At 72.6% G+C, this 19,842-nt stretch carries 16 protein-coding genes; 7 read left to right on the top strand and 9 right to left on the bottom strand.

The annotated features are described in order from the left end of the window. Nucleotides 1–746: 746 nt before the first annotated feature. The 8 genes from ACPT94_RS07635 to rsmI all read right to left on the bottom strand — a co-directional run bounded on the left by ACPT94_RS07635 (nucleotide 747) and on the right by rsmI (nucleotide 10,160). Nucleotides 747–2,555 carry an ABC-F family ATP-binding cassette domain-containing protein gene (locus tag ACPT94_RS07635; protein WP_425245475.1) on the bottom strand — a complete coding sequence of 603 codons (1,809 nt, stop codon included), beginning with the start codon at nucleotides 2,553–2,555 and terminating at the stop codon, nucleotides 747–749. 161 nt (nucleotides 2,556–2,716) lie between these two features. Further along, the gene (locus tag ACPT94_RS07630) at nucleotides 2,717–3,832 is read right to left on the bottom strand and encodes an N-acetylmuramoyl-L-alanine amidase (protein WP_425245474.1); all 1,116 of its coding nucleotides are present in this window, start codon (nucleotides 3,830–3,832) and stop codon (nucleotides 2,717–2,719) included. A gap of 181 nt (nucleotides 3,833–4,013) precedes the next feature. Next, on the bottom strand, nucleotides 4,014–4,946 hold the full coding sequence (locus ACPT94_RS07625; protein WP_425245473.1) for a 4-(cytidine 5'-diphospho)-2-C-methyl-D-erythritol kinase: 933 nt from the start codon (nucleotides 4,944–4,946) through the stop codon (nucleotides 4,014–4,016). Continuing rightward, complete coding sequence (rsmA, locus tag ACPT94_RS07620; RefSeq protein WP_425245472.1) at nucleotides 4,943–5,815, bottom strand: 16S rRNA (adenine(1518)-N(6)/adenine(1519)-N(6))-dimethyltransferase RsmA; 873 nt, start codon at nucleotides 5,813–5,815, stop codon at nucleotides 4,943–4,945. Before rsmA ends, ACPT94_RS07625 begins: the two co-directional genes overlap by 4 nt. Before the next feature lie 100 nt (nucleotides 5,816–5,915). Further along, nucleotides 5,916–7,490: a resuscitation-promoting factor gene (locus tag ACPT94_RS07615; protein WP_425245471.1), complete on the bottom strand. Its 1,575-nt coding sequence runs from the start codon at nucleotides 7,488–7,490 to the stop codon at nucleotides 5,916–5,918. A gap of 117 nt (nucleotides 7,491–7,607) precedes the next feature. Beyond that, entirely contained in the window at nucleotides 7,608–8,486 is an 879-nt protein-coding gene (locus ACPT94_RS07610; RefSeq protein ID WP_425245470.1) for a TatD family hydrolase, read from the bottom strand. 61 nt (nucleotides 8,487–8,547) lie between these two features. Continuing rightward, a complete protein-coding gene (locus ACPT94_RS07605) occupies nucleotides 8,548–8,988 on the bottom strand; it encodes a hypothetical protein (RefSeq protein WP_360344612.1) in 441 nt (146 codons plus the stop codon). Nucleotides 8,989–9,296: 308 nt separating this feature from the next. After that, nucleotides 9,297–10,160, bottom strand: coding sequence for a 16S rRNA (cytidine(1402)-2'-O)-methyltransferase (rsmI, locus tag ACPT94_RS07600; RefSeq protein WP_425245469.1), 864 nt, complete (start codon nucleotides 10,158–10,160; stop codon nucleotides 9,297–9,299). A gap of 63 nt (nucleotides 10,161–10,223) precedes the next feature. Here rsmI and ACPT94_RS07595 point away from each other — a divergent pair, with 63 nt between their 5' ends. The 3 genes from ACPT94_RS07595 to ACPT94_RS07585 all read left to right on the top strand — a co-directional run bounded on the left by ACPT94_RS07595 (nucleotide 10,224) and on the right by ACPT94_RS07585 (nucleotide 16,148). After that, nucleotides 10,224–11,975 carry a dolichyl-phosphate-mannose--protein mannosyltransferase gene (locus ACPT94_RS07595; RefSeq protein WP_425245468.1) on the top strand — a complete coding sequence of 584 codons (1,752 nt, stop codon included), beginning with the start codon at nucleotides 10,224–10,226 and terminating at the stop codon, nucleotides 11,973–11,975. Nucleotides 11,976–12,165: 190 nt separating this feature from the next. Continuing rightward, nucleotides 12,166–13,806 carry a penicillin-binding transpeptidase domain-containing protein gene (locus tag ACPT94_RS07590; protein WP_425245467.1) on the top strand — a complete coding sequence of 547 codons (1,641 nt, stop codon included), beginning with the start codon at nucleotides 12,166–12,168 and terminating at the stop codon, nucleotides 13,804–13,806. 671 nt (nucleotides 13,807–14,477) lie between these two features. Next, nucleotides 14,478–16,148: a penicillin-binding transpeptidase domain-containing protein gene (locus tag ACPT94_RS07585; RefSeq protein ID WP_425245466.1), complete on the top strand. Its 1,671-nt coding sequence runs from the start codon at nucleotides 14,478–14,480 to the stop codon at nucleotides 16,146–16,148. A 7-nt stretch (nucleotides 16,149–16,155) separates the two neighbouring features. Here the strand turns inward: ACPT94_RS07585 and ACPT94_RS07580 are convergent, their stop codons facing one another. Further along, nucleotides 16,156–16,533, bottom strand: coding sequence for an SsgA family sporulation/cell division regulator (locus tag ACPT94_RS07580; RefSeq protein WP_360336628.1), 378 nt, complete (start codon nucleotides 16,531–16,533; stop codon nucleotides 16,156–16,158). Nucleotides 16,534–16,729: 196 nt separating this feature from the next. Here ACPT94_RS07580 and ACPT94_RS07575 point away from each other — a divergent pair, with 196 nt between their 5' ends. The 4 genes from ACPT94_RS07575 to ACPT94_RS07560 are packed head-to-tail and all read left to right on the top strand — an operon-like array spanning nucleotide 16,730 to nucleotide 19,773. Further along, nucleotides 16,730–17,788, top strand: coding sequence for an energy-coupling factor ABC transporter permease (locus ACPT94_RS07575; protein ID WP_360336626.1), 1,059 nt, complete (start codon nucleotides 16,730–16,732; stop codon nucleotides 17,786–17,788). 1 nt (nucleotide 17,789) lies between these two features. After that, complete coding sequence (cbiQ, locus tag ACPT94_RS07570) at nucleotides 17,790–18,551, top strand: cobalt ECF transporter T component CbiQ (protein ID WP_360336624.1); 762 nt, start codon at nucleotides 17,790–17,792, stop codon at nucleotides 18,549–18,551. Further along, entirely contained in the window at nucleotides 18,539–19,315 is a 777-nt protein-coding gene (locus ACPT94_RS07565) for an energy-coupling factor ABC transporter ATP-binding protein (RefSeq protein ID WP_360336622.1), read from the top strand. Before cbiQ ends, ACPT94_RS07565 begins: the two co-directional genes overlap by 13 nt. Then, on the top strand, nucleotides 19,312–19,773 hold the full coding sequence (locus tag ACPT94_RS07560; RefSeq protein ID WP_360336620.1) for a MarR family winged helix-turn-helix transcriptional regulator: 462 nt from the start codon (nucleotides 19,312–19,314) through the stop codon (nucleotides 19,771–19,773). Before ACPT94_RS07565 ends, ACPT94_RS07560 begins: the two co-directional genes overlap by 4 nt. Nucleotides 19,774–19,842 lie beyond the last annotated feature (69 nt).

The raw sequence follows: 19,842 nt of genomic DNA, 5'->3' as shown, positions 1-19,842 counted from the left end.
CCCCTCGCTCACTGATTTTTAGCCACGCCCTGAGGTTCGTGACGGACCCAGAGTCGTTCTCATTCGGTTCTCAGACGGCTCTTTCTATCACCCGGGACCGACAGCCCACCGGCCCGTATCGGCCGCTGTTCCCAAGGGAGCACACCGCTGTGATGCCGTCGTTATGCGCCTTCACGCCCCCTTCACGCAGCGCACGCGCCGTCATCGCGCGCGGGGGGTGGGGGTGTTGGGCGAGGGCGCGGGTGCAGTCGTTCGCGCCGGGGCGTACGGGGAGTTGGGGGCGTGGGTGGAGTGATTCGCGCCAGGGGTGGTCAGGGGGTGTCTGTGGCCGGGGGTGAGGCGCGCGGTGGGGATGCGCGCGCTGAACTGGGGGGCTCACGGGGTGGATTGCGCGAGCCTGCGAGTGAGGCGCGCGGTGGGGGCGTGCACGCTGGCACTGGGGCGCGCGCTGGGGGCGTGCACGCGGGGTTGGGTGGGTGAGGCGCGTGGTTGGGGCGTGCGCGCTGTCCCTGGGGCGTGCGGTTGGGGCGTGCGCACTGGCACTGGGAGCGCGCGGTTGGGGCGTGCGCGCTGACACTGGGGCGCGTGGTTGAGGCATGCGCGTTACCGCTGGGGCGCGCGGGGCGGGTTGGCACGCGGGGTGGGGGTGCGTGCGCCGCCGGCTGCGAGGGGTGCGCCGCGGCTCACGGCGCGCACAACCAGCGCACTTCCCCGCCCGCACGCACCCCCGCCCGCACGCGCTCTGCCTACGCGTCCTCCGCCAGCTCCAGCCAGCGCAGTTCCAGTTCCTCGCGCTCCCCGGCCAACTCGCGCAGCTCGGCGTCGAGTCGGGCGACCTTCTCGAAGTCGGTGGCGTTGTCGGCGATCTGGGTGTGGAGTTTGGTCTCCTTCTCGGAGATCTTGTCCAACTGGCGCTCGATCTTCTGGAGTTCCTTCTTGGCGGCGCGCTGGTCGGCGGCGCTCTTCTCCGGTCCGGCCTTCGGGGCGGCCGGAGCCGCGGCGGCCGCCGCTACGGCCTCCTCCATGCGGTGGCGGCGTTCCAGGTACTCGTCGATGCCGCGCGGCAGCATCCGCAGGGTGGCGTCGCCGAGGAGGGCGAAGACGCGGTCGGTCGTGCGCTCGACGAAGAAGCGGTCGTGGGAGATGACGATCATCGAGCCGGGCCAGCCGTCGAGGAGGTCCTCGAGCTGGGTGAGGGTCTCGATGTCGAGGTCGTTGGTGGGCTCGTCGAGGAAGAGGACGTTGGGTTCGTCCATCAGGAGCCGCAGGAGCTGCAGGCGGCGGCGCTCACCGCCGGACAGGTCCCCGACCGGAGTCCACTGCTTCTCCTTGCTGAAGCCGAACGTCTCGCACAGCTGCCCGGCCGTCATCTCGCGCCCCTTGCCGAGGTCGACGCGCTCCCGCACGCGCTGGACGGCTTCCAGCACCCGCCAGTCGGGGTCGAGTTCGACGACCTCCTGGGAGAGGTAGGCGAGCTTGACGGTCTTGCCGACGGCGACGCGGCCGCCCGCCGGCTGGGTCTCGCCCTGCGTCCGGGCCGCCTCGGCCATGGCCCGCAACAGGGACGTCTTGCCGGCGCCGTTGACGCCGACGAGGCCGATGCGGTCGCCGGGGCCGAGCTGCCAGGTGACGTGCTTGAGGAGCACCTTGGGGCCGGCCTGGACGGTGACGTCCTCGAGGTCGAAGACGGTCTTGCCGAGCCGCGAGGACGCGAACTTCATCAGCTCGCTGCTGTCGCGCGGCGGCGGCACGTCCTTGATGAGGTCGTTGGCGGCCTCGACCCGGAAGCGCGGCTTGGAGGTGCGCGCGGGGGCGCCCCGGCGCAGCCAGGCCAGCTCCTTGCGGACGAGGTTCTGCCGCTTGGTCTCCTCCGTGGCCGCGATCCGCTCACGCTCCGCGCGCGCGAAGACGTAGTCGGAGTAGCCGCCCTCGTACTCGTGGACGGTGCCGCGCTGCACGTCCCACATGCGGGTGCAGACCTGGTCGAGGAACCAGCGGTCGTGCGTCACGCACACGAGCGCGGAGCGCCGTTCGCGCAGGTGCTGGGCGAGCCAGGCGATGCCTTCGACGTCGAGGTGGTTGGTGGGCTCGTCGAGGACGATGAGGTCCTGTTCCTCGATGAGCAGCTTGGCGAGGGCGATACGGCGCCGCTCGCCGCCGGAGAGGGGGCCGATGACGGTGTCGAGCCCCTGGGGGAAGCCGGGGAGGTCGAGGCCGCCGAAGAGGCCGGTGAGGACGTCCCTGATCTTGGCGTTGCCCGCCCACTCGTGGTCGGCCAGGTCCCGGATGACCTCGTGGCGGACGGTGGCCGCCGGGTCGAGGGAGTCGTGCTGGGTGAGCACGCCGAGCCGCAGGCCCCCGGAGTGGGTGACGCGCCCGGTGTCGGCGTCCTCCAGCTTGGCGAGCATGCGGATCAGGGTCGTCTTGCCGTCGCCGTTGCGGCCCACCACGCCGATGCGGTCCCCTTCGGAGACGCCGAGGGAGACTCCGTCGAGCAGGGCACGCGTGCCGTACACCTTGCTGACGTTCTCGACATTGACCAGGTTGACGGCCATTTCTCTCCTGCCCAGGGGGATCGGTCAGCCTCCCAGCGTAATGTGCGCCGGTCGGTGACCGATCCCCCGCAGGTCAGCGTGCGGCCGCCCGGGTCGGCGGGCGGTCGTCACCCGGGTCGGCGGACGGTCGGCACCGGGGCGGCGGACGGTCGTCGCCCGGGTCAGCGGGTGGCCGCGCGGACCTCGTCGAGCAGGTCGTACATCGTCTGGCCGGGGCATTCGGTGTCCAGCCAGTCACGGTGGCCGGAGACCGTCGTCACGTCCTTCGTGACGCCGTTGACCGGGTTGACGTAGGTGATCTTGGCCTGGGGGTCGAGGCCCTTGAAGCGGGCGACCACCTTGATCAGGCGGATCAGGGCCTTCTTGGCCGCGTCCGTCGGGGGCCGGTCGGTGAGGGTGCCGAGGAAGGCGATGCCGAGGTTGCCGGAGTTGTAGCCGGCGGTGTGGAAGGCGGTGACGAGGTCGCCGTCCTTGTCGAAGGCGGGGAGGGCGTCGTCGCCGGAGTAGCGGCCCTCGTAGACGGTGCCCGCCTCGTCGATGAGGAAGTGGTAGCCGATGTCGCCCCAGTCGAGGGTGACCGCGTGGTACTCGTAGATGCCCCGGACGGTCGCCGCGGGGTCGGGGTCGTCGTTCGGCGTGTCCGTGTGGTGGACCGTGATCGACTGCAACGGGTAGTACTGCTCGGGCGAGTTGACCTTGCCGTCCTTGTAGCGCTTCGACTCGTCGGCGCCCCACGCCGGGCGCGGCAGATACGGCACGCCTCGCACGCGCGTGGGCTCGGACGGGACCTTGAAGCCGCGCGCGGGGCCGTCGGTCGTGTCGATCGCGAGGGCGCGCACGCCGCTCGCGCCCGCCGGCGCCTTCAGCTCGTACGCCGTGGCGTCGCCGGCCGCGATCAGCGCCGTACCGCCGTCCTCGACAGTCGCGCAGCCGCCGGTCAGCGACTGCCAGGTGCCAGGGGAAGCCGTGCCGTCGGTGAAACGGATGCCCGCGCCGGCGCGTGCGCCGCTCCAGCGGACGCCCACGTAGGACGCGGCGAAGGCGGCCGTGGCCGGGCCGGTGCCGGTGGCCGCGTCCGTGCGGGTGGCCGGGAAGCTCTCGGTCCTCGTGCCGGACGAGGGGGCGCCGGAGCCGGATCCGGCGTCGTCCGAGTCGGTCGCGGCGAAGACCGCCGGGGTGACGGCGGCCCCGGCGGCGACGGCTCCGGCGGCCCCGATCACGCCACGGCGCGAGAGGGGCTTCTTCCTGCGGTGGGAGGGGGTGGGGGGTTCGGACACGGACGTGGCCTTCCACAGTCGTTCACGGGGGAAGCGCCGCGTGACAGTACGTCACCCGCGGCGCTTTGAACATCAAGTGACCCTAGAGGCACCTGATTTCTCCCGTGTACTGCGAGAGCAGTAATTCCGTGTGGAGATCCCGCGAAGAGTGTTTACCGCGTCACGTGGCGGCATACAGGGGTCACGCTCCGCCTGCGTCCGCCCTCTGACGCGGCCGGTCGCCGAGCACGGTCGCCCCCGGCGCGGGCCCCGACGCCGTGCGGACGCTCCGGCAGGTTCCGGACCTCCGCAGCGCCTCCGCGACCTCCGCGGCGGAGGCGGGGTCGCGGACGAGGAACGCGGTGGTCGGGCCCGAGCCCGAGACGAGGGTCGCGAGCGCTCCGGCCGCGCGCCCCGCGGCGAGCGTGTGCGCGAGTTCGGGGAAGAGGGACAGGGCGGCGGGCTGAAGGTCGTTGGACACGGCCGCCGCGAGCGCGTCGGGGTCGCCCTCGGCGAGGGCGTCGAGGAGTGCCTCGGAGGCGACGGGCTCGGGGATGTCGCGGCCCTCGGCGAGCCGGTCGAACTCCCGGAACACGGCCGGCGTCGACAGCCCCCGCCCGGCCATCGCGAACACCCAGTGGAAGGTGCCGCCGACCTGCAGGGCCGTCAGTTTCTCGCCCCGCCCGGTGCCGAGGGCTGCGCCGCCGACCAGGCTGAAGGGCACGTCGCTGCCGAGTTCCGCGCAGATGTCGAGGAGTTCGTCGCGGCACGCGCGCGTGCCCCACAGCGCGTCGCACGCTAGGAGCGCGCCGGCGCCGTCCGCGCTGCCGCCCGCCATGCCGCCCGCGACGGGGATGTCCTTGGCGATGTGGAGGTGCACGTCGGGCGTGCGGCCGTACCGTTCGGCGAGCGCCATGGCGGCGCGCGCGGCGAGGTTCGTCCGGTCCAGGGGGACCTGGCCGGCGTCCGGGCCCTCGCAGGTGACGCGGAGTTCGTCGGCGGGGGTCACCGTGACCTCGTCGTACAGGCCGACCGCCAGGAAGACGTTCGCCAGGTCGTGGAAGCCGTCGGGGCGGGCGGCGCCCACGGCGAGCTGGACGTTGACCTTGGCGGGCACGCGGACGGTGACGCTCACTCGGAATCCTTCCGCTGCTGCTCGGCGATCCGCGCGAACTCCTCGACGGTCAGCGACTCGCCGCGCGCCTGCGGGGACACGCCGGCCGCGACGAGCGCCGCCTCGGCGCGTGCCGCGGACCCCGCCCACCCGGCGAGCGCGGCCCGCAGGGTCTTGCGGCGCTGCGCGAACGCCGCGTCGATGACGGCGAACACCTCCCTCCTGGAGGCGGTGGTCTTGATCGGCTCGGCCCGGCGGACCAGTGAGACGAGCCCGCTGTCGACGTTCGGCGCCGGCCAGAACACGTTGCGCCCGATGGCGCCGGCCCGCTTGACCTCGGCGTACCAGTTGGCCTTCACGGACGGCACGCCGTACACCTTCGAGCCGGGCGCGGCGGCGAGCCGGTCGGCGACCTCCGACTGGACCATCACGAGGGTGCGCTCGATGCTCGGGAAGGTGTCGAGCATGTGCAGCAGCACGGGCACGGCGACGTTGTACGGCAGGTTCGCCACCAGCGCGGTCGGAGCGGGGCCCGGCAGCGCGGTCACGTGCATCGCGTCGGAGTGCACCAGCGCGAAACGCTCCGCGCGCTCCGGCATGCGCGCCGTGATCGTCGCGGGCAGCGCGCTCGCCAGCACGTCGTCGATCTCGACGGCCGTGACCCGGTCGGCGACCTCCAGCAGCGCGAGGGTGAGGGAGCCGAGCCCTGGCCCGACCTCCACGACCACGTCGTCGGGCCGTACCTCCGCGGTACGGACGATACGGCGGACCGTGTTCGCGTCGATCACGAAGTTCTGACCACGCTGCTTGGTGGGACGCACACCGAGGGCCGCCGCCAGCTCACGGATGTCGGCGGGGCCCAGGAGGGCGTCGGGGGTGGGGCTGCTCACGGGACAAGGGTACGGGGGTGCGGTGGGGGCGCTTGCCGTACGGGTGTGCGCCGGGCGCGGCGGCCCGGCGCGCCGCGGTGTGACGCCCGCGGACGGCCCGTCAGCCCTGCAGTCGCTCCCCGCAGTGCGGCCAGGGGCTCGTGCCCTGGCGCATGTACAGCTTCTTCGCGCGGCGGGTCTGTTCCGCCGCCGAGGCGTCCTGGGGGCGGCCGCTGCCGCCGAGGCTGTGCCAGGTGCCGGTGTCGAACTGGTACAGGCCGCCGTAGGTGCCCGACGGGTCGACCGCGTTCGGGCGGCCGCCGGACTCGCAGGCGGCGAGGCCCTGCCAGTCGAGGTCGTCGACGCCCCGCTTGGAGGGCGGCAGGGGTTTCGTGCCCACCTTCACCACCTGGGCGCGTGGCTCGCGGACGATGTCGGTCCTGAGCCGCCTCGGCCGCTGGCGGACGCCGTTGACGGTGCGCAGGGAGTACGTGACCCGCCGCAGCCCGGGCTGACCAGCGCGTTCCACGACCTCCGTGCCCTTGAACAGGGACGGGTCCTCGGTGCGCCGCACCCGGAACGGGATCGCCTCCTCGCGCACCTCCCTGGTGCCGGTGATGCGCAGCACGGTGACCGTCTGTCCGTCGCGCGGGAAGCTGCCGGGCGGGACGGACGTGGTGTCCTGGCCGCGCAGGGTGACGCCGGCTTCCTCGACCGCCTCGCGCACGGTCGCCGCGTTGGTGCGGACGGTGCGGGAGCGACCGTCGGCCATGATCGTCAGGGCGCGCTCGGTGCGTACGTCCAGCGCGAGCCCCGCGCGTCCGATGCGCTGGGAGCGCGAGGTGGAGAGGTACGCGCCCTCCGCACGCACCCCGAGCTGCTTGAGCGCTTCCTCCACCGTGCGCGCCGTCGTCCACACCTCGCGCTGGTGTCCGTCCAGCGTGAGCCGTACGGGGCGCCCGTAGCGCACCGCGATCTCGTCGCCGCTGGCGAGCGCCGCGCCGGGGGCGGGCGCGACCAGGTCGTGCTCCCCCACTGTCACGCCCTGCTCCGCCAGCAGTTCGGTCACGTCGTCGGCGAAGGTGTGCAGGGTGCGCGGCTTGCCGTCGACGGTCAGCTCGATCGCCTTGTCCTCGGCGACGAAGGAGGTGGTGCCGCCGGCGAGGAAGGCGACGACGAGTGCCTGTGGCAGCAGACGGCGCACGGTGGATTCCGGGCGCTCGGCAAAGCGCGCTCTGCGCCGACGCGCGGCCCGCCGCCTCGCCCCGGCGTGCGCGACAGGCGTCGGCGCCCACTCGACCAGGGTGCGCGCGTCACCGACGGCGCTCGCCGTGACTGCCGCGCCGTCGCGACCGTCGATACCGGCGGCGCCCTGCACGCCGTACGCGCCGGCGCCGTACGCCTCACCCCCGCTCCCGGCGCCTTCGGGGTTCCCCGCCCCCCAGCCCGCCTGTCGTGGGAGCGTCGCTTCGGGTGTCTCGTAGGCGGGCCGGTACGTGTCCTCGTACGCCCCGGGCATCTCGTAGGCGCCGGGCGTGCCCTGTTCCTCGGGCGCCGCGTACACGCCGTAGGCCTGCGTCTGCGCGCTGTGCACGTCGGGGTACGGGTCGTGGCCGTAGGGGTCGGGGTGGCCGTGGGGGTCGTGGTGGGGGTTCTGTGCGTACTGCGCGTTCCACGGATGGGAGGGGTTGCTCACGCCGACACGCTCCAGGGGTCCTGGGTCCGGAGGGGTCCGGATCGGGCCCCCAGAACCTAGCGGAGCGGTCGTCACTCTCCAAAGCGACGCGACTACTCAGAGTCGTGTTCGGGTGAGTCAGTAGTCGAACGCGCGGGCCGTGTTGGCGGCGAGGGCCGTCGCCAGGGTGTCCTCGTCGGTGCCGCGGACGGCGGCCATGGCACGGACCGTGACGGGGACGAGGTACGGGGCGTTGGGCCGTCCGCGGTAGGGCGCCGGGGTGAGGAAGGGGGCGTCGGTCTCCACCAGAACCAGTTCCAGGGGGGCGACGGTGAGGGCGTCGCGCAGGTTCTGGGCGTTCTTGAAGGTGACGTTGCCGGCGAAGGACATGAAGTATCCGGCGCGGGCGCAGATCTCGGCCATGTCGGCGTCGCCGGAGTAGCAGTGGAAGACGGTGCGCTCGGGGGCGCCCTCCTCCTTCAGAACGCGCAGGACGTCGGCGTGGGCGTCGCGGTCGTGGATGACGAGGGCCTTGCCGTGTCGCTTGGCGATCTCGATGTGGGCGCGGAAGGACAGCTCCTGCGCCTCCTTGCCCTCGGGGCCCGTGCGGAAGTAGTCCAGTCCCGTCTCACCGACGCCCTTCACGTGGGGGAGCGCGGCCAGGCGGTCGATTTCGGCGAGCGCCTCGTCGAGCGCCTGTGCGCCCCCCGGCTCGCGGGCGCCCTGCCGGGACCAGCCGTCGGGGTCGCCGTGGACGATGCGCGGCGCCTCGTTGGGGTGCAGGGCGACGGTGGCGTGGACGCTCTCGTGGGCGGCCGCCGTCTCGGCCGCCCACTGGGAGCCGCGGATGTCGCAGCCGACCTGGACGACCGTCGTCACGCCGACCTGCGCGGCTTTCGCGAGGCCCTCCTCCACCGTGCCGGACTGCATGTCGAGGTGGGTGTGGGAGTCGGCGACCGGCACCCGGAGCGGGGTCGGGAGCGGCGGCGCCGCGTTCTTGTCGGCGTTCGAAGGCATGCCCCGATCCTACGAAAGGGGCATGCCCCGCGGTCGTGCCGCCTGCCGGTCGCCGGCCGGCTCAGCTCGCCTTGCGCTGGAAGGGGTGCAGCAGATCGGACAGGTGCCAGTGGTGGTGCTCCTGGGGGCGCCCGTCGTGAGGCTCGCGCCCCTCCCGCACCTCGTGCTCCCCGTCGGCCTCCGGCGCCTCCACCGGCCCGGCCGCCGGCGTGTGCCGCGACCCGCGGGTCGCGCTGAGCACCGAGGAGACCTGCCCCGGCCGCATGATGCGCACGACGTGCCCGTCGCAGTTCTGGCACGTGGGGCGGCTCAGCGGGGACGGCACTGTCCGGCCGTTCGCCACGTACTGGACGAACTCGTGTCCCTCGGCGTCCGTGTGGTGCTCGATCTCGTACGACTGCTCCCAGCCGTGCCCGCAGCGCATGCAGGCGAAGGAGTACGACTCGTGCACGACGGGGATCGCCGAGGTGCGCAGGCCGGTCTGCCCTGTGATGTCACTCATGCCAGCTCCCGTTTGTCCGCTGGACAAACGCCCCCGGCGCGCGGGTTCCCCCCGGAACCCAGTGGGGGCGAGGGACGGGTGCGTCCCTGAGTCCAGTGGACTCCCCTGCCGGGACGAAGGCAGCAGGCCTGTCGAGTGTTGGGTCCGATTTGGACGTTCCTTGCCGAAGGGGCCCGGGTGAGGGGCCGGGGCTTTGCCTTCCGCGAAGGGCGTTTTGCCCGGCCATGGGGCGCGCGCTCAGGGGAGACGCGCCCCGCTCAGAGGGGACGTCCTCCCTGGTCAGGGGCGCGCGACCGCAGGCGCACCCCTCATCCCACACGCCCCGAGTTCTTCGCGGCGACCACTGCGTCAAACACCTCCCGCTTGGGCACCCCCGCCTCCGCGGCCACCGCCGCGATGGCCTCCTTGCGGCGCTCGCCGGCCTCCTCGCGCACGCGCACGCGCCGCACGAGTTCCTCCGCGTCGAGCTCCTCGGGCCCCCGCTCGGGCGCCCCGGCCACCACGACGGTGATCTCGCCGCGCACGCCCTCCGCCGCCCAGGCGGCCAGCTCTCCGAGCGGCCCGCGCTTGATCTCCTCGTACGTCTTGGTGAGCTCCCGGCAGACGGCGGCCCGCCGTTCGGCGCCGAACACCTCGGCCATGGCGGCGAGGGTGTCGTCGAGCCGGTGCGGGGCCTCGAAGTACACGAGGGTGCGGCGTTCCTCCGCCACGTCCCGCAGCCGCGACAGCCGCTCCCCCGCCTTGCGGGGCAGGAATCCCTCGAAGCAGAAGCGGTCGACGGGCAGCCCGGACAGGGCGAGGGCCGTGAGGACGGCGGACGGGCCGGGGACGGCGGTGACCCGGATCTCCTTCTCGACGGCCGCGGCGACCAGCCGGTATCCGGGGTCGGACACGGACGGCATCCCGGCGTCGGTGACGAGCAGCACGCGCGCGCCGCCGAGCAGGTCCTCGACGAGTTCGGGCGTGCGGGCGGACTCGTTGCCCTCGAAGTACGACACGACGCGCCCCTTGGGTGTCACGCCCAGCGCCTGCGTCAGCCGGCGCAGGCGACGCGTGTCCTCGGCGGCGACGACGTCCGCGCCGGCCAGTTCCTCGGCGAGCCGGGGCGGGGCGTCCGCGATGTCCCCGATGGGGGTGCCTGCAAGGACCAGGGTTCCGGGTGTGGCTGTCACGTTTCCATCCTCGCAGGGGGAGAGACACGGGACTCGCACAGGCGGGTTCCCTACGATGGCGCGGTGACCAGTACCGCGTCCTCCACGGACTCCACGGACTACCGGCAGGACCACGCGCCGCGGGACCAGCGGCCGGCGTGGCGGCAGCGGCTGCGCCGTTTCGGCTATGCGGCGGAGCCGGGCAGCGACGTCCGTGAGCGGCTGGTGCCGCCGTACGCCGAGCCGAGCCCGCGCCTGTGGCAGGCGCTCGGCGTGCCTCCCACCCTGGCGGACCGCGTCGCGCGCTGGTCGGGCTGGGGCGGCCCGCTGCTGATCACGCTGGTGGCGGGGGTGCTGCGGTTCTGGAACCTGGGCAGCCCGAAGGCGGTGATATTCGACGAGACGTACTACGCGAAGGACGCGTGGGCGCTCGTCCACCGCGGTTTCGAGGTCAACTGGGACAAGAACGCCAACGATCTCATCCTCTCCTCGGGCGGTCATGTCCCCGTCCCGACGGACGCCGCGTACGTGGTGCATCCACCGGTCGGGAAGTACGTGATCGGGCTGGGCGAGCTGATGTTCGGGTTCGATCCGTTCGGCTGGCGGTTCATGACGGCGCTGCTGGGGACGCTGTCCGTCCTCATGCTGTGCCGGATCGGCCGTCGTGTCTTCCGCTCGACGTTCCTGGGCTGTCTGGCGGGCGCGCTGATGGCGGTCGACGGGCTGCACTTCGTGATGAGCCGCACCTCGCTGCTCGACGGGGTGCTGATGTTCTTCGTGCTGGCGACGTTCGGCTGTCTGGTGATCGACCGGGACAAGGCGCGGCAACGGCTCGCGGCGGCGCTGCCGCCGGACGCGGACGGCCGCCACCGCCCGGACGCGCACGTCGCCGAGACGACCCGCCTCGGGTGGCGCCCCTGGCGCTGGGCGGCGGGCCTGATGCTGGGCCTGGCCATCGGCACGAAGTGGAACGGCCTCTACATCATGGTCGCGTTCTGTGTGATGGCGGTGCTGTGGGACGTCGGCTCGCGCAGGGTGGCCGGGGCGCGGCATCCGTACCGGGCGGTGCTGAGGCGTGACACGGGTCTGGCGTTCCTGGCCACCGTCCCGGTGGCGCTCGTCACCTACGTCGTGTCGTGGACGGGCTGGATCCTGTCCGCCGACAACGGCTCGGGCGGCTACTACCGCAACTGGGCGGCCACCGACGGCAAGGGCGGCGCCTGGACGTGGCTGTTCCCGGACTGGTGGCGCAGCCTGTGGCACTACGAGCACGAGGTGTTCGAGTTCCACACCCACCTCACCTCGCCGCACACGTACCAGTCGAACCCGTGGAGCTGGATCGTGCTGGGCCGCCCGGTCTCGTACTTCTACGAGTCCCCGGCGCCCGGCAAGGACGGCTGCCCGGTGGACGCGGGCGAGAAGTGCGCGCGGGAGGTCCTGGCGATCGGTACGCCGGTGCTGTGGTGGGCGGCCTGCTTCGCGATCCTGTTCGTGCTGTGGCGCTGGCTGCTGCGCCGCGACTGGCGCGCGGGCGCGATCGCCTGCGGTATCGCGGCCGGCTATCTGCCGTGGTTCCTGTACCAGGAGCGCACGATCTTCCTCTTCTACGCCGTCGTCTTCCTGCCGTTCCTGTGTCTGGCGGTGGCGATGATGATCGGGGCGATCGTCGGCCGGCCGGGGTCGAGCGACACCCGGCGTGTGGCGGGGGCGACGGGCGCGGGCGTGCTGGTGCTGCTGATCGCGTGGAACTTCATCTACTTCTGGCCGCTGTACACGGGGACGTCGATCCCGATCGACGACTGGCGGTCGCGGATGTGGCTGGACACCTGGGTCTGAGTCCGTCGCCACATCGCCCAACAATCCCCAAAACCCGATCTCTGTTCGGACAACTTCCGGAAACTCCCGTCACAGGAGACCGCGCGCCCGCATACAGTGCGAGCACGACCCGGTCTTTCTGAACGCGTTCAGAAAACGCGCGGAGAGACTCACGGGGACCGAAACGGGGACAACGGGGAGGGTTCGCATCATGCGCAAGGGGGCCAAGGCGGCGATCGTCGGCTCGGTGTTCGCGGTGATGGTGGGCGGGGCAGGGTACGGCGCCTTCAACATCGTCAACGCGCTGAACGGGGACGGCGGCGGCGGATCGGGGCCGGGCGAGCCGGTGACGGTGAAGAAGAGCGGGCCGCCGAGCGAGTCGGAGGTGAAGGACACGACCGCCAGGTTCTTCGCCGCCTGGGAGAAGGGGGAGGCGGCGGCCGCGGCGCAGCTCACCAACAACGCGGTGAAGGCCGAGCCGTTGCTGACCTCGTACGCGCAGGCCGCGCACATCACCGGCGTGAAGATCACGCCGGGGGCGGCGACCGGGGACACCGTGCCGTTCACGGTGAAGGCGACGGTGTCGTACGAGGGGAAGTCCAAGCCTCTCGCGTACAGGAGTTCGCTGACGGTGGTGCGGGGGCTCACGACCGGGAGGGCGCTGGTGGACTGGCAGCCGTCGGTGGTGCATCCGGAGCTGAAGGCGATGGACGACACGCTGGTCACGGGCGAGTCGGCGGCGCCGGCGATCGAGGCCGTGGACCGCGACGGCAAGGTCCTCACGAAGGAGAAGTACCCCTCGCTCGGGCCGATCCTGGACGCGCTGCGCGCCAAGTACGGCGACAAGGCCGGTGGTACGGCCGGTATCGAGCTGGCGATCCGGCACGCCACCCCGGACGCCGGCGACACCCCGCTGCTGACGCTCGCCGAGGGCAAGCCGGGCAAGTTGCAGACCACGCTCAGCGCGAGCGTGCAGGCGGCGGCGGAGAAGGCCGTGCAGACGTACGCCCAGTCGTCGGTGGTGGCCGTGCAGCCGAGCACCGGTGACGTGCTGGCGGTCGCCAACCACCGCACGGACGGCTTCAACGCCGCCTTCCAGGGGGAGCGGCCGCCCGGCTCCACCATGAAGATCATCAGCGCGGCCACCCTCATCGACAACGGGCTCACCACGGCGAACGGTCCCGCCCCCTGTCCCGACGAGGCGATCTCCGAGAGCCAGACCTTCCACAACCTCAAGACCCTGACGCCGGACGACAACGCGACCCTCTCGGAGAGCTTCGCCCGCTCCTGCAACACCGCGTTCGTGAAGTTCGCGGACGAGGTCCAGGTCGACTCCCTGACCAACGAGGCGCAGGATCGTTTCGGGCTCGGGCGGGACAACTGGAAGACCGGCATCCCGTCCTTCGACGGCCGCGTCCCGGCCTCCGGCGGCCCGGACACCGCGGCCAACCTGATCGGCCAGGGCCAGGTCCAGATGAACCCGCTGAACATGGCGTCCGTGACGGCGACCGCGATGACGGGCACCTTCCGGCAGCCGGTCATCGTGCCGCAGAGCCTGGACGACCGTGAACTGGCACGCGCGCGTGGACTGTCCTCCAGCACCGTGCAGCAGCTGCGCTCGATGATGAACCGCACCGCGACCAGCGGCACCGCCCAGGGGGTCATGTCGGGGCTGAGCGGCCGCATCGGCGCGAAGACCGGCTCCGCCGAGATCGACGGAAACGCCCAGTCCGACAGCTGGTTCACCGGCTACCGCAACGACATCGCCGCCGCAGCCATGGTCGAGGACGGCGGCCACGGCGTCGACGCGGCCGGCCCGATCGTGGCAGCGGTGCTGAAGGTGGGCGGCTGACGCGTACGGGGGCGCAGCGGGACGGCGCGGCGCGGCGGCGGCCGGGCCCGCGCACGGGGGGCGTGCCCAGCCCCGCGGCGTGGCGCGCGCGCCCGCTACCGCACGGCTACCGCACGCCCGGCGTGCGCCAAGCCTCGCGCGCCGGGCGTGCAGAACCGCGTACGCCCGGCACGCGGGCTGACGCTCGCAGCCGTACGCGGCGTGCGCGCCGAGCTCCGCGCGGGGCGTGCGCGCCCGAGCTCCGCGCGCCGCCGGGGCGTGCAGACCACGGCAGGGCGCGCCGGTAAGTGCCCCCGCCGGGGCGCGGGCCGGCGGGCGTCGCGCAGGCCGGCAGGCGTCGCACAGGCCGGCGGCCGGGTAGCCCGGGGGCGGCGGCCGGGTAGCCCCGGGTGGCGGCCGTGCCCTTGCGGGCGCCGGGTCGGAAGCCGGGCGCGGGTTTCGGGAGGAGTCACGGGGCGTCGCGTGGGGCCGGACCTGCGGTCGAGGCCGTTCGAAGGTCCCGCGGCGGCCCGCAGGACGGGCCCCTCAGGGCGTGGCTGACGTCACATGTGACGTCTGTTTACCCGGGGGGACTCTAGGGTGGTCGTCGTCGTTGGGGTCTGTGGGGGCAACGGCAGCTGGCGGGGTCAGTGGGTCCGGTGGGCTCCCGGGATCGCGGAGGATCGCAGGCAGTGGGCAAGAGAAGGCGCGTCGCCGAGCGACGGAACAAGCGGCCTGCCGTGGTCGCCGGCATGATCGCCGTCGTCGTCGGCGGTGCCGGCTTCGGCGTGTACGCGCTGTACGGCGGTGGCGCGGCGGCCGAGGACGGCGCGAGCGCTGCCGCCGGGAAGAAGCCGGCGGTCAAGACCGGCCCGCTGTCGGCCACCGAGGTCACCTCCGCGGCCCAGGCGTTCCTCACGGCCTGGCAGCAGGAGAAGGCCGCCCAGGCGGCGGCCGCCACCGACGATCCGACGGCCGCCACCGCCCTGCTCACCGGCTACACCAAGGACGCGCACATCACCGGCGTCACCCTCACCGCCGGCACGCGCGCGGGGGACAAGGTCCCGTTCTCCGTGAAGGGCACGGTGACGTACAAGAAGGCGACGAAGCCGCTGGCGTACGAGAGCGCGCTGACCGTCGTACGGCGGGCGAAGGACGGCAAGCCGCTGGTCGACTGGCACGCGTCCGTGGTCCACCCCGATCTCGCCGACGGGGACACCCTGGTGACCGGCGAGGCCGGTGACCCGCCGGTGAAGGCGCTCGACAAGCACGGCGGCGAGCTGACGGCCAAGAAGTACCCGTCGCTGGGCACCGTGCTGGACGGGCTGCGCGAGAAGTACGGCAAGAAGGCCGGCGGCACGGCCGGCGTCGAACTGCGGGTGGTGCGCGGCAAGGCGTCGAAGGCGAAGAAGTCCTCCGACAAGACGCTCCTGGAGCTCAGCGAGGGCACGCCGGGCACGGTGCGGACGACGCTGAGCCCGACCCTGCAGGCGGAGGCGGAGAAGTTGGTGGCGAGCCGTTCGCGTGCCTCGGTCGTCCTCATGCGGGCCTCGACGGGCGAGATCCTCGCCGTCGCCAACAGCAACCCGAACTTCAACACGGCTTTCCAGGGCTCCCTGGCGCCCGGCTCCACGATGAAGGTCATCACGTCGTCGCTGCTGATCGAGAAGGGCCTGGCGTCGGCGGACAAGGCGCACCCCTGCCCGAAGTACTTCACGTACGGCGGCTGGAAGTTCCAGAACGACGACGAGTTCGAGATCAAGGGCGGCACGTTCAAGGCGAGCTTCGCGCGTTCCTGCAACACGGCCTTCATCAGCCAGGCGGGCGAGCTGGACAACGACAGCCTCACCAAGCAGGCGCAGCAGGTCTTCGGGCTGTCCATGAACAACTGGTCGGTCGGGGTGCCCACCTTCGACGGCGCGGTCCCGGTGCAGTCGGCCGCCCAGATGGCCGCGTCGCTGATCGGGCAGGGCGGGGTGCGGATGAACCCGCTGAACATGGCGTCGGTCGCCGCGACCGTGAAGGCGGGCACCTTCCACCAGCCGTACCTGGTGGCGCCGTCCGTCGACAAGCGCACGCTCGCCGCGGCCTCGCGCACGATGTCGTCGTCGACGCTGTCGCAGCTGCGGGAGCTGATGAACTACACGGCCGCGTACGGCACGGCGGCCGAGGCGATGTCCGGGCTCGGTCCCGACTACGGCGCGAAGACCGGCTCGGCGGAGGTCGACGGTCAGAAGAAGCCGAACGGCTGGTTCACGGCCTACCGGGGCGACCTCGCGGCGGCGGGCGTCGTCCAGCAGGGCGGCCACGGCGGTGACACGGCCGGACCGATCGTGGCCGCGCTGCTGAAGGCAGGCGGCTGAGCGGCCGTCAGTGGGTGACGTGCGGCCGGCGGCCGACGGACTGCGCCGCGGCCGCCGTGTACGTACGGCGCAGGAAGCGCACCAGCGTCTTGGACTCGAACTGCACGACCGAGACGCCCTGCGTGGTGTGGAACTCGACGACGGCCTGGACGCGTCCGCACGGCCACACCCTGACCCCTCCGCTGCCGACGGGGGCGCGCAGGCCCTGTTCGAGGAGGGCGCGGGCGATGGTCCACTCGTGGGTGCCGGGCAGTCCGACCCGGACCGTGCGGGGGTCGTCCTCGGGGTCGTAGCGCAGGACGACGGGGACGGCCGCGTGTTCCTCGTCGAGGAGGTCCGCGTCCGTGACGATGTGGGCTCGCGCGTACTGCTCGACTACAGACATCGACCGGCCCTCTCACCGTGCGTGACCTGTGTGGAAGCTGTGCGTCCGCTCCCCTTCCAATGTCGCATATTTTCCGGGAGCCGCTTGCCGGGGCCTGGGTATCTCACATGTGCGATACGCGAGAGCGGCAGGCGGGAGCGATGAACCAGTCACTCGCTCTTGCGAACCGTTCGCATTAAGCCACTATCATCGAACGGTGCACGTACCTGACGGATTCATCAACGCCCCCACCTCCGCCGTGACCGGAGTCGTCGCCGCGGGCGCCATCGCCGTGAGTCTGCGCGGCGCGCGCCGTGAGCTCGACGAACGCACCGCGCCGCTGGCCGGCCTGGTGGCCGCGTTCATCTTCGCCGTGCAGATGCTGAACTTCCCCGTCGCGGCGGGAACCAGCGGCCATCTGCTCGGCGGCGCGCTCGCCGCGATACTCGTCGGCCCCTTCACAGGGGTCCTGTGCATCTCCGTGGTCCTGCTGATGCAGGGCCTTCTCTTCGCCGACGGCGGGCTGACCGCGCTCGGGGTGAACATCACCGTGATGGGCTGCGTGACGACGGTCGTCGCGTACGCCGCCTTCCGTGGGCTGGTGAAGGTGCTACCGCGCGGCCGCCGGTCCGTCACCGTCGCGTCCTTCGTCGCCGCTGTCCTGTCCGTCCCGGCCGCCGCGCTCGCCTTCACGCTGCTGTACTGGATCGGCGGCACCACCGACGTGGCGATCGGCAAGGTCGCCACCGCGATGGTCGGCGTGCACGTCCTGATCGGCATCGGCGAGGCCGCGATCACCGCGCTGACCGTGGGCGCCGTCATCGCCGTACGGCCGGACCTCGTCCACGGGGCGCGCGGGCTGCGGCAGAAGCTGCAGTTGCGGGTGGACGGCGCACTCGTCGACGTGCCCGCCGCCGAGGGGGCGCGCACGGCGCCCGTCGCGGCGCGCACCTCCCGGCGCACGCTGTGGGTGAGCGGCCTGGTCACCTCCCTCGTCCTCGCCGGCTTCGTCAGCTTCTACGCCTCCGCCGATCCGGACGGCCTGGAGAAGGTCGCCGCCGACAAGGGCATCGACAAGAAGGTCGAGGAGCACGCGGCCGCCGACTCCCCGCTCGCCGACTACGGCGTCAAGGACGTCGGCGACGCCCGTCTCTCCGGCGGTCTCGCGGGGGTGATCGGCGTCGGTGTGACCGTCGTCGCGGGCAGCGCGGTGTTCTGGGCGGTGCGCCGGCGTCGCGGCGCGGACGCGTCCCCGACGGCCGTGGAGAATGTCTGAGATGGGCGCCGGGCACGCGCACAGGCTCTACCGGCACGGGCACTCGCGCGTGCATGCCCTGCCGCCGCACACCAAGCTCGCCGCCACGTTCGCCTTCGTGGTGGTCGTGGTGTCGACGCCGCGGGAGGCGGTGTGGGCGTTCGGTCTGTACGCGGCCCTGCTCGGCCTCGTCGCGTTCCACGCGCGCGTGCCGGCCGGTTTCCTGTTGAAGCGGCTGCTGATCGAGGTGCCGTTCGTCGCGTTCGCGGTGCTGATGCCGTTCGTGGCGCAGGGCGAGCGGGTGGACGTCCTGGGCGTGTCGCTCAGCGTGAACGGCCTGTGGGGCGCCTGGAACGTCCTCGCCAAGGGCACCCTGGGCGTCGCCGCCTCCGTCCTCCTGGCCGCCACCACCGAGCTGCGGGAGGTCCTCCTCGGCCTGCAACGGCTGAAACTCCCGCCGCTGCTGGTGCAGATCGCGTCCTTCATGATCCGCTACGGCGACGTCATCACGGACGAGATGCGGCGCATGCGGATCGCGCGGGAGTCGCGCGGCTTCGAGGCGCGCGGGGTGCGGCACTGGGGGGTGCTCGCGAAGACGGCGGGCGCCCTCTTCATCCGCTCCTACGAGCGCGGGGAGCGCGTGCACCTGGCGATGGTGAGCCGGGGGTACGCCGGCGCGATGCCGGTGATCGACGAGGTGACCGCCTCGCGCGCGCAATGGTCGTACGCGCTGACCCTGCCGTTCGCCGCGCTGGTCGTCTGCGTGTTGGGATGGGCCCTGTGACTGCTGCTGTGACGCCTTCGCCGTCCCTCGAAGTGGCCGGACTGGCCTTCGCCTACCCCGACGGGCACCAGGCCCTCTTCGGCGTGGACTTCTCCATCGCGCGCGGGGAGCGGGTGGCGCTGCTCGGGCCGAACGGCGCGGGCAAGACCACCCTCGTGCTGCACCTCAACGGCATCCTCACCGGCGGCACCGGCACGGTGACCGTCGCCGGACTGCCCGTGGGCAAGCAGCACATGGCGGAGATCCGGCGCAAGGTCGGCATCGTCTTCCAGGATCCGGACGACCAGTTGTTCATGCCGACCGTGCGTGAGGACGTGGCGTTCGGGCCGGCGGCGGCCGGGGTCAGGGGCGCGGAGCTGGAGGAGCGCGTGGACCGGGCGCTCGCGCGGGTCGGCATGGCGGAGTTCAAGGACCGCCCGCCGCACCATCTGTCCTTCGGGCAGCGCCGCCGGGTCGCCGTCGCGACCGTCCTCGCGATGGAGCCGGAGATCCTCGTCCTGGACGAGCCGTCCTCCAACCTCGACCCCGCCTCGCGCCGCGAACTCGCCGACATCCTGCGCTCGCTGGACGTCACCGTCCTGATGGTCACCCACGACCTGCCGTACGCCCTCGAACTGTGTCCGCGCTCCCTGATCCTGAGCGAGGGAGTGATCGCGGCGGACGGGCCGACGGGTGAGCTGCTCGCCGACGAGGAGCTGATGCGCGCCCACCGTTTGGAACTGCCCTTCGGCTTCGACCCGCGCTCCGTGACAATGGGCGCGTGACGAACCAGGAGACCGAGGGCTCGCTGCTGCTCGACGACCAGCTGTGCTTCGCGCTGTACGCGGCCCAGCGCGCGGTGACGTCCGCCTACCGCCCGCTCCTCGACGAGCTCGGCATCACCTACCCGCAGTACCTCGTCCTGCTGGTCCTGTGGGAGCGCGGCGAGACGACGGTCAAAGAGCTGGCGGCCGCCCTGCGGCTCGACTACGGAACGATGTCGCCGCTGCTGAAGCGGTTGGAGGCGGCGGGGCTGGTGCGCCGGGAGCGCTCGACGCGCGACGAGCGCTCGGTGCTCGTCGCGTGCACGGGGCGCGGGGAGGAACTGAAGGGGCGCGCGGCGCGCGTACCCGGCGCCCTGCTCGCGGCGACGGAGCTCGGGGGCGCGCAGGTGGCGAGGTTGCGCGAGGAGTTGTGGCAGCTCGCACAACGGGCGGGAACGGCAGCCGACCGCCCCCGCTGACGCCACCGTGTCCGCCCCGCCGACCGCCCCCGCTGACGCCACCGGCCCGCCCCGCCGACCGCCCCTCCC

It is taken from the genome of Streptomyces aurantiaciflavus, from assembly GCF_049808595.1.
GTDB lineage: Bacteria > Actinomycetota > Actinomycetes > Streptomycetales > Streptomycetaceae > Streptomyces.
This window is presented reverse-complemented; position numbering and strand designations above follow the sequence as displayed.

Excerpts from the sequence above, each read along its gene's own strand:
- ACPT94_RS07635 (WP_425245475.1), bottom strand. The coding sequence starts at position 2,555 with ATGGCCGTCAACCTGGTCAATGTCGAGAACGTCAGCAAGGTGTACGGC.
- ACPT94_RS07610 (WP_425245470.1), bottom strand. The coding sequence starts at position 8,486 with ATGCCTTCGAACGCCGACAAGAACGCGGCGCCGCCGCTCCCGACCCCG.
- ACPT94_RS07605 (WP_360344612.1), bottom strand. The coding sequence starts at position 8,988 with ATGAGTGACATCACAGGGCAGACCGGCCTGCGCACCTCGGCGATCCCC.
- ACPT94_RS07590 (WP_425245467.1), top strand. The coding sequence starts at position 12,166 with ATGCGCAAGGGGGCCAAGGCGGCGATCGTCGGCTCGGTGTTCGCGGTG.
- ACPT94_RS07580 (WP_360336628.1), bottom strand. The coding sequence starts at position 16,533 with ATGTCTGTAGTCGAGCAGTACGCGCGAGCCCACATCGTCACGGACGCG.
- cbiQ (WP_360336624.1), top strand. The coding sequence starts at position 17,790 with ATGGGCGCCGGGCACGCGCACAGGCTCTACCGGCACGGGCACTCGCGC.
- ACPT94_RS07565 (WP_360336622.1), top strand. The coding sequence starts at position 18,539 with ATGGGCCCTGTGACTGCTGCTGTGACGCCTTCGCCGTCCCTCGAAGTG.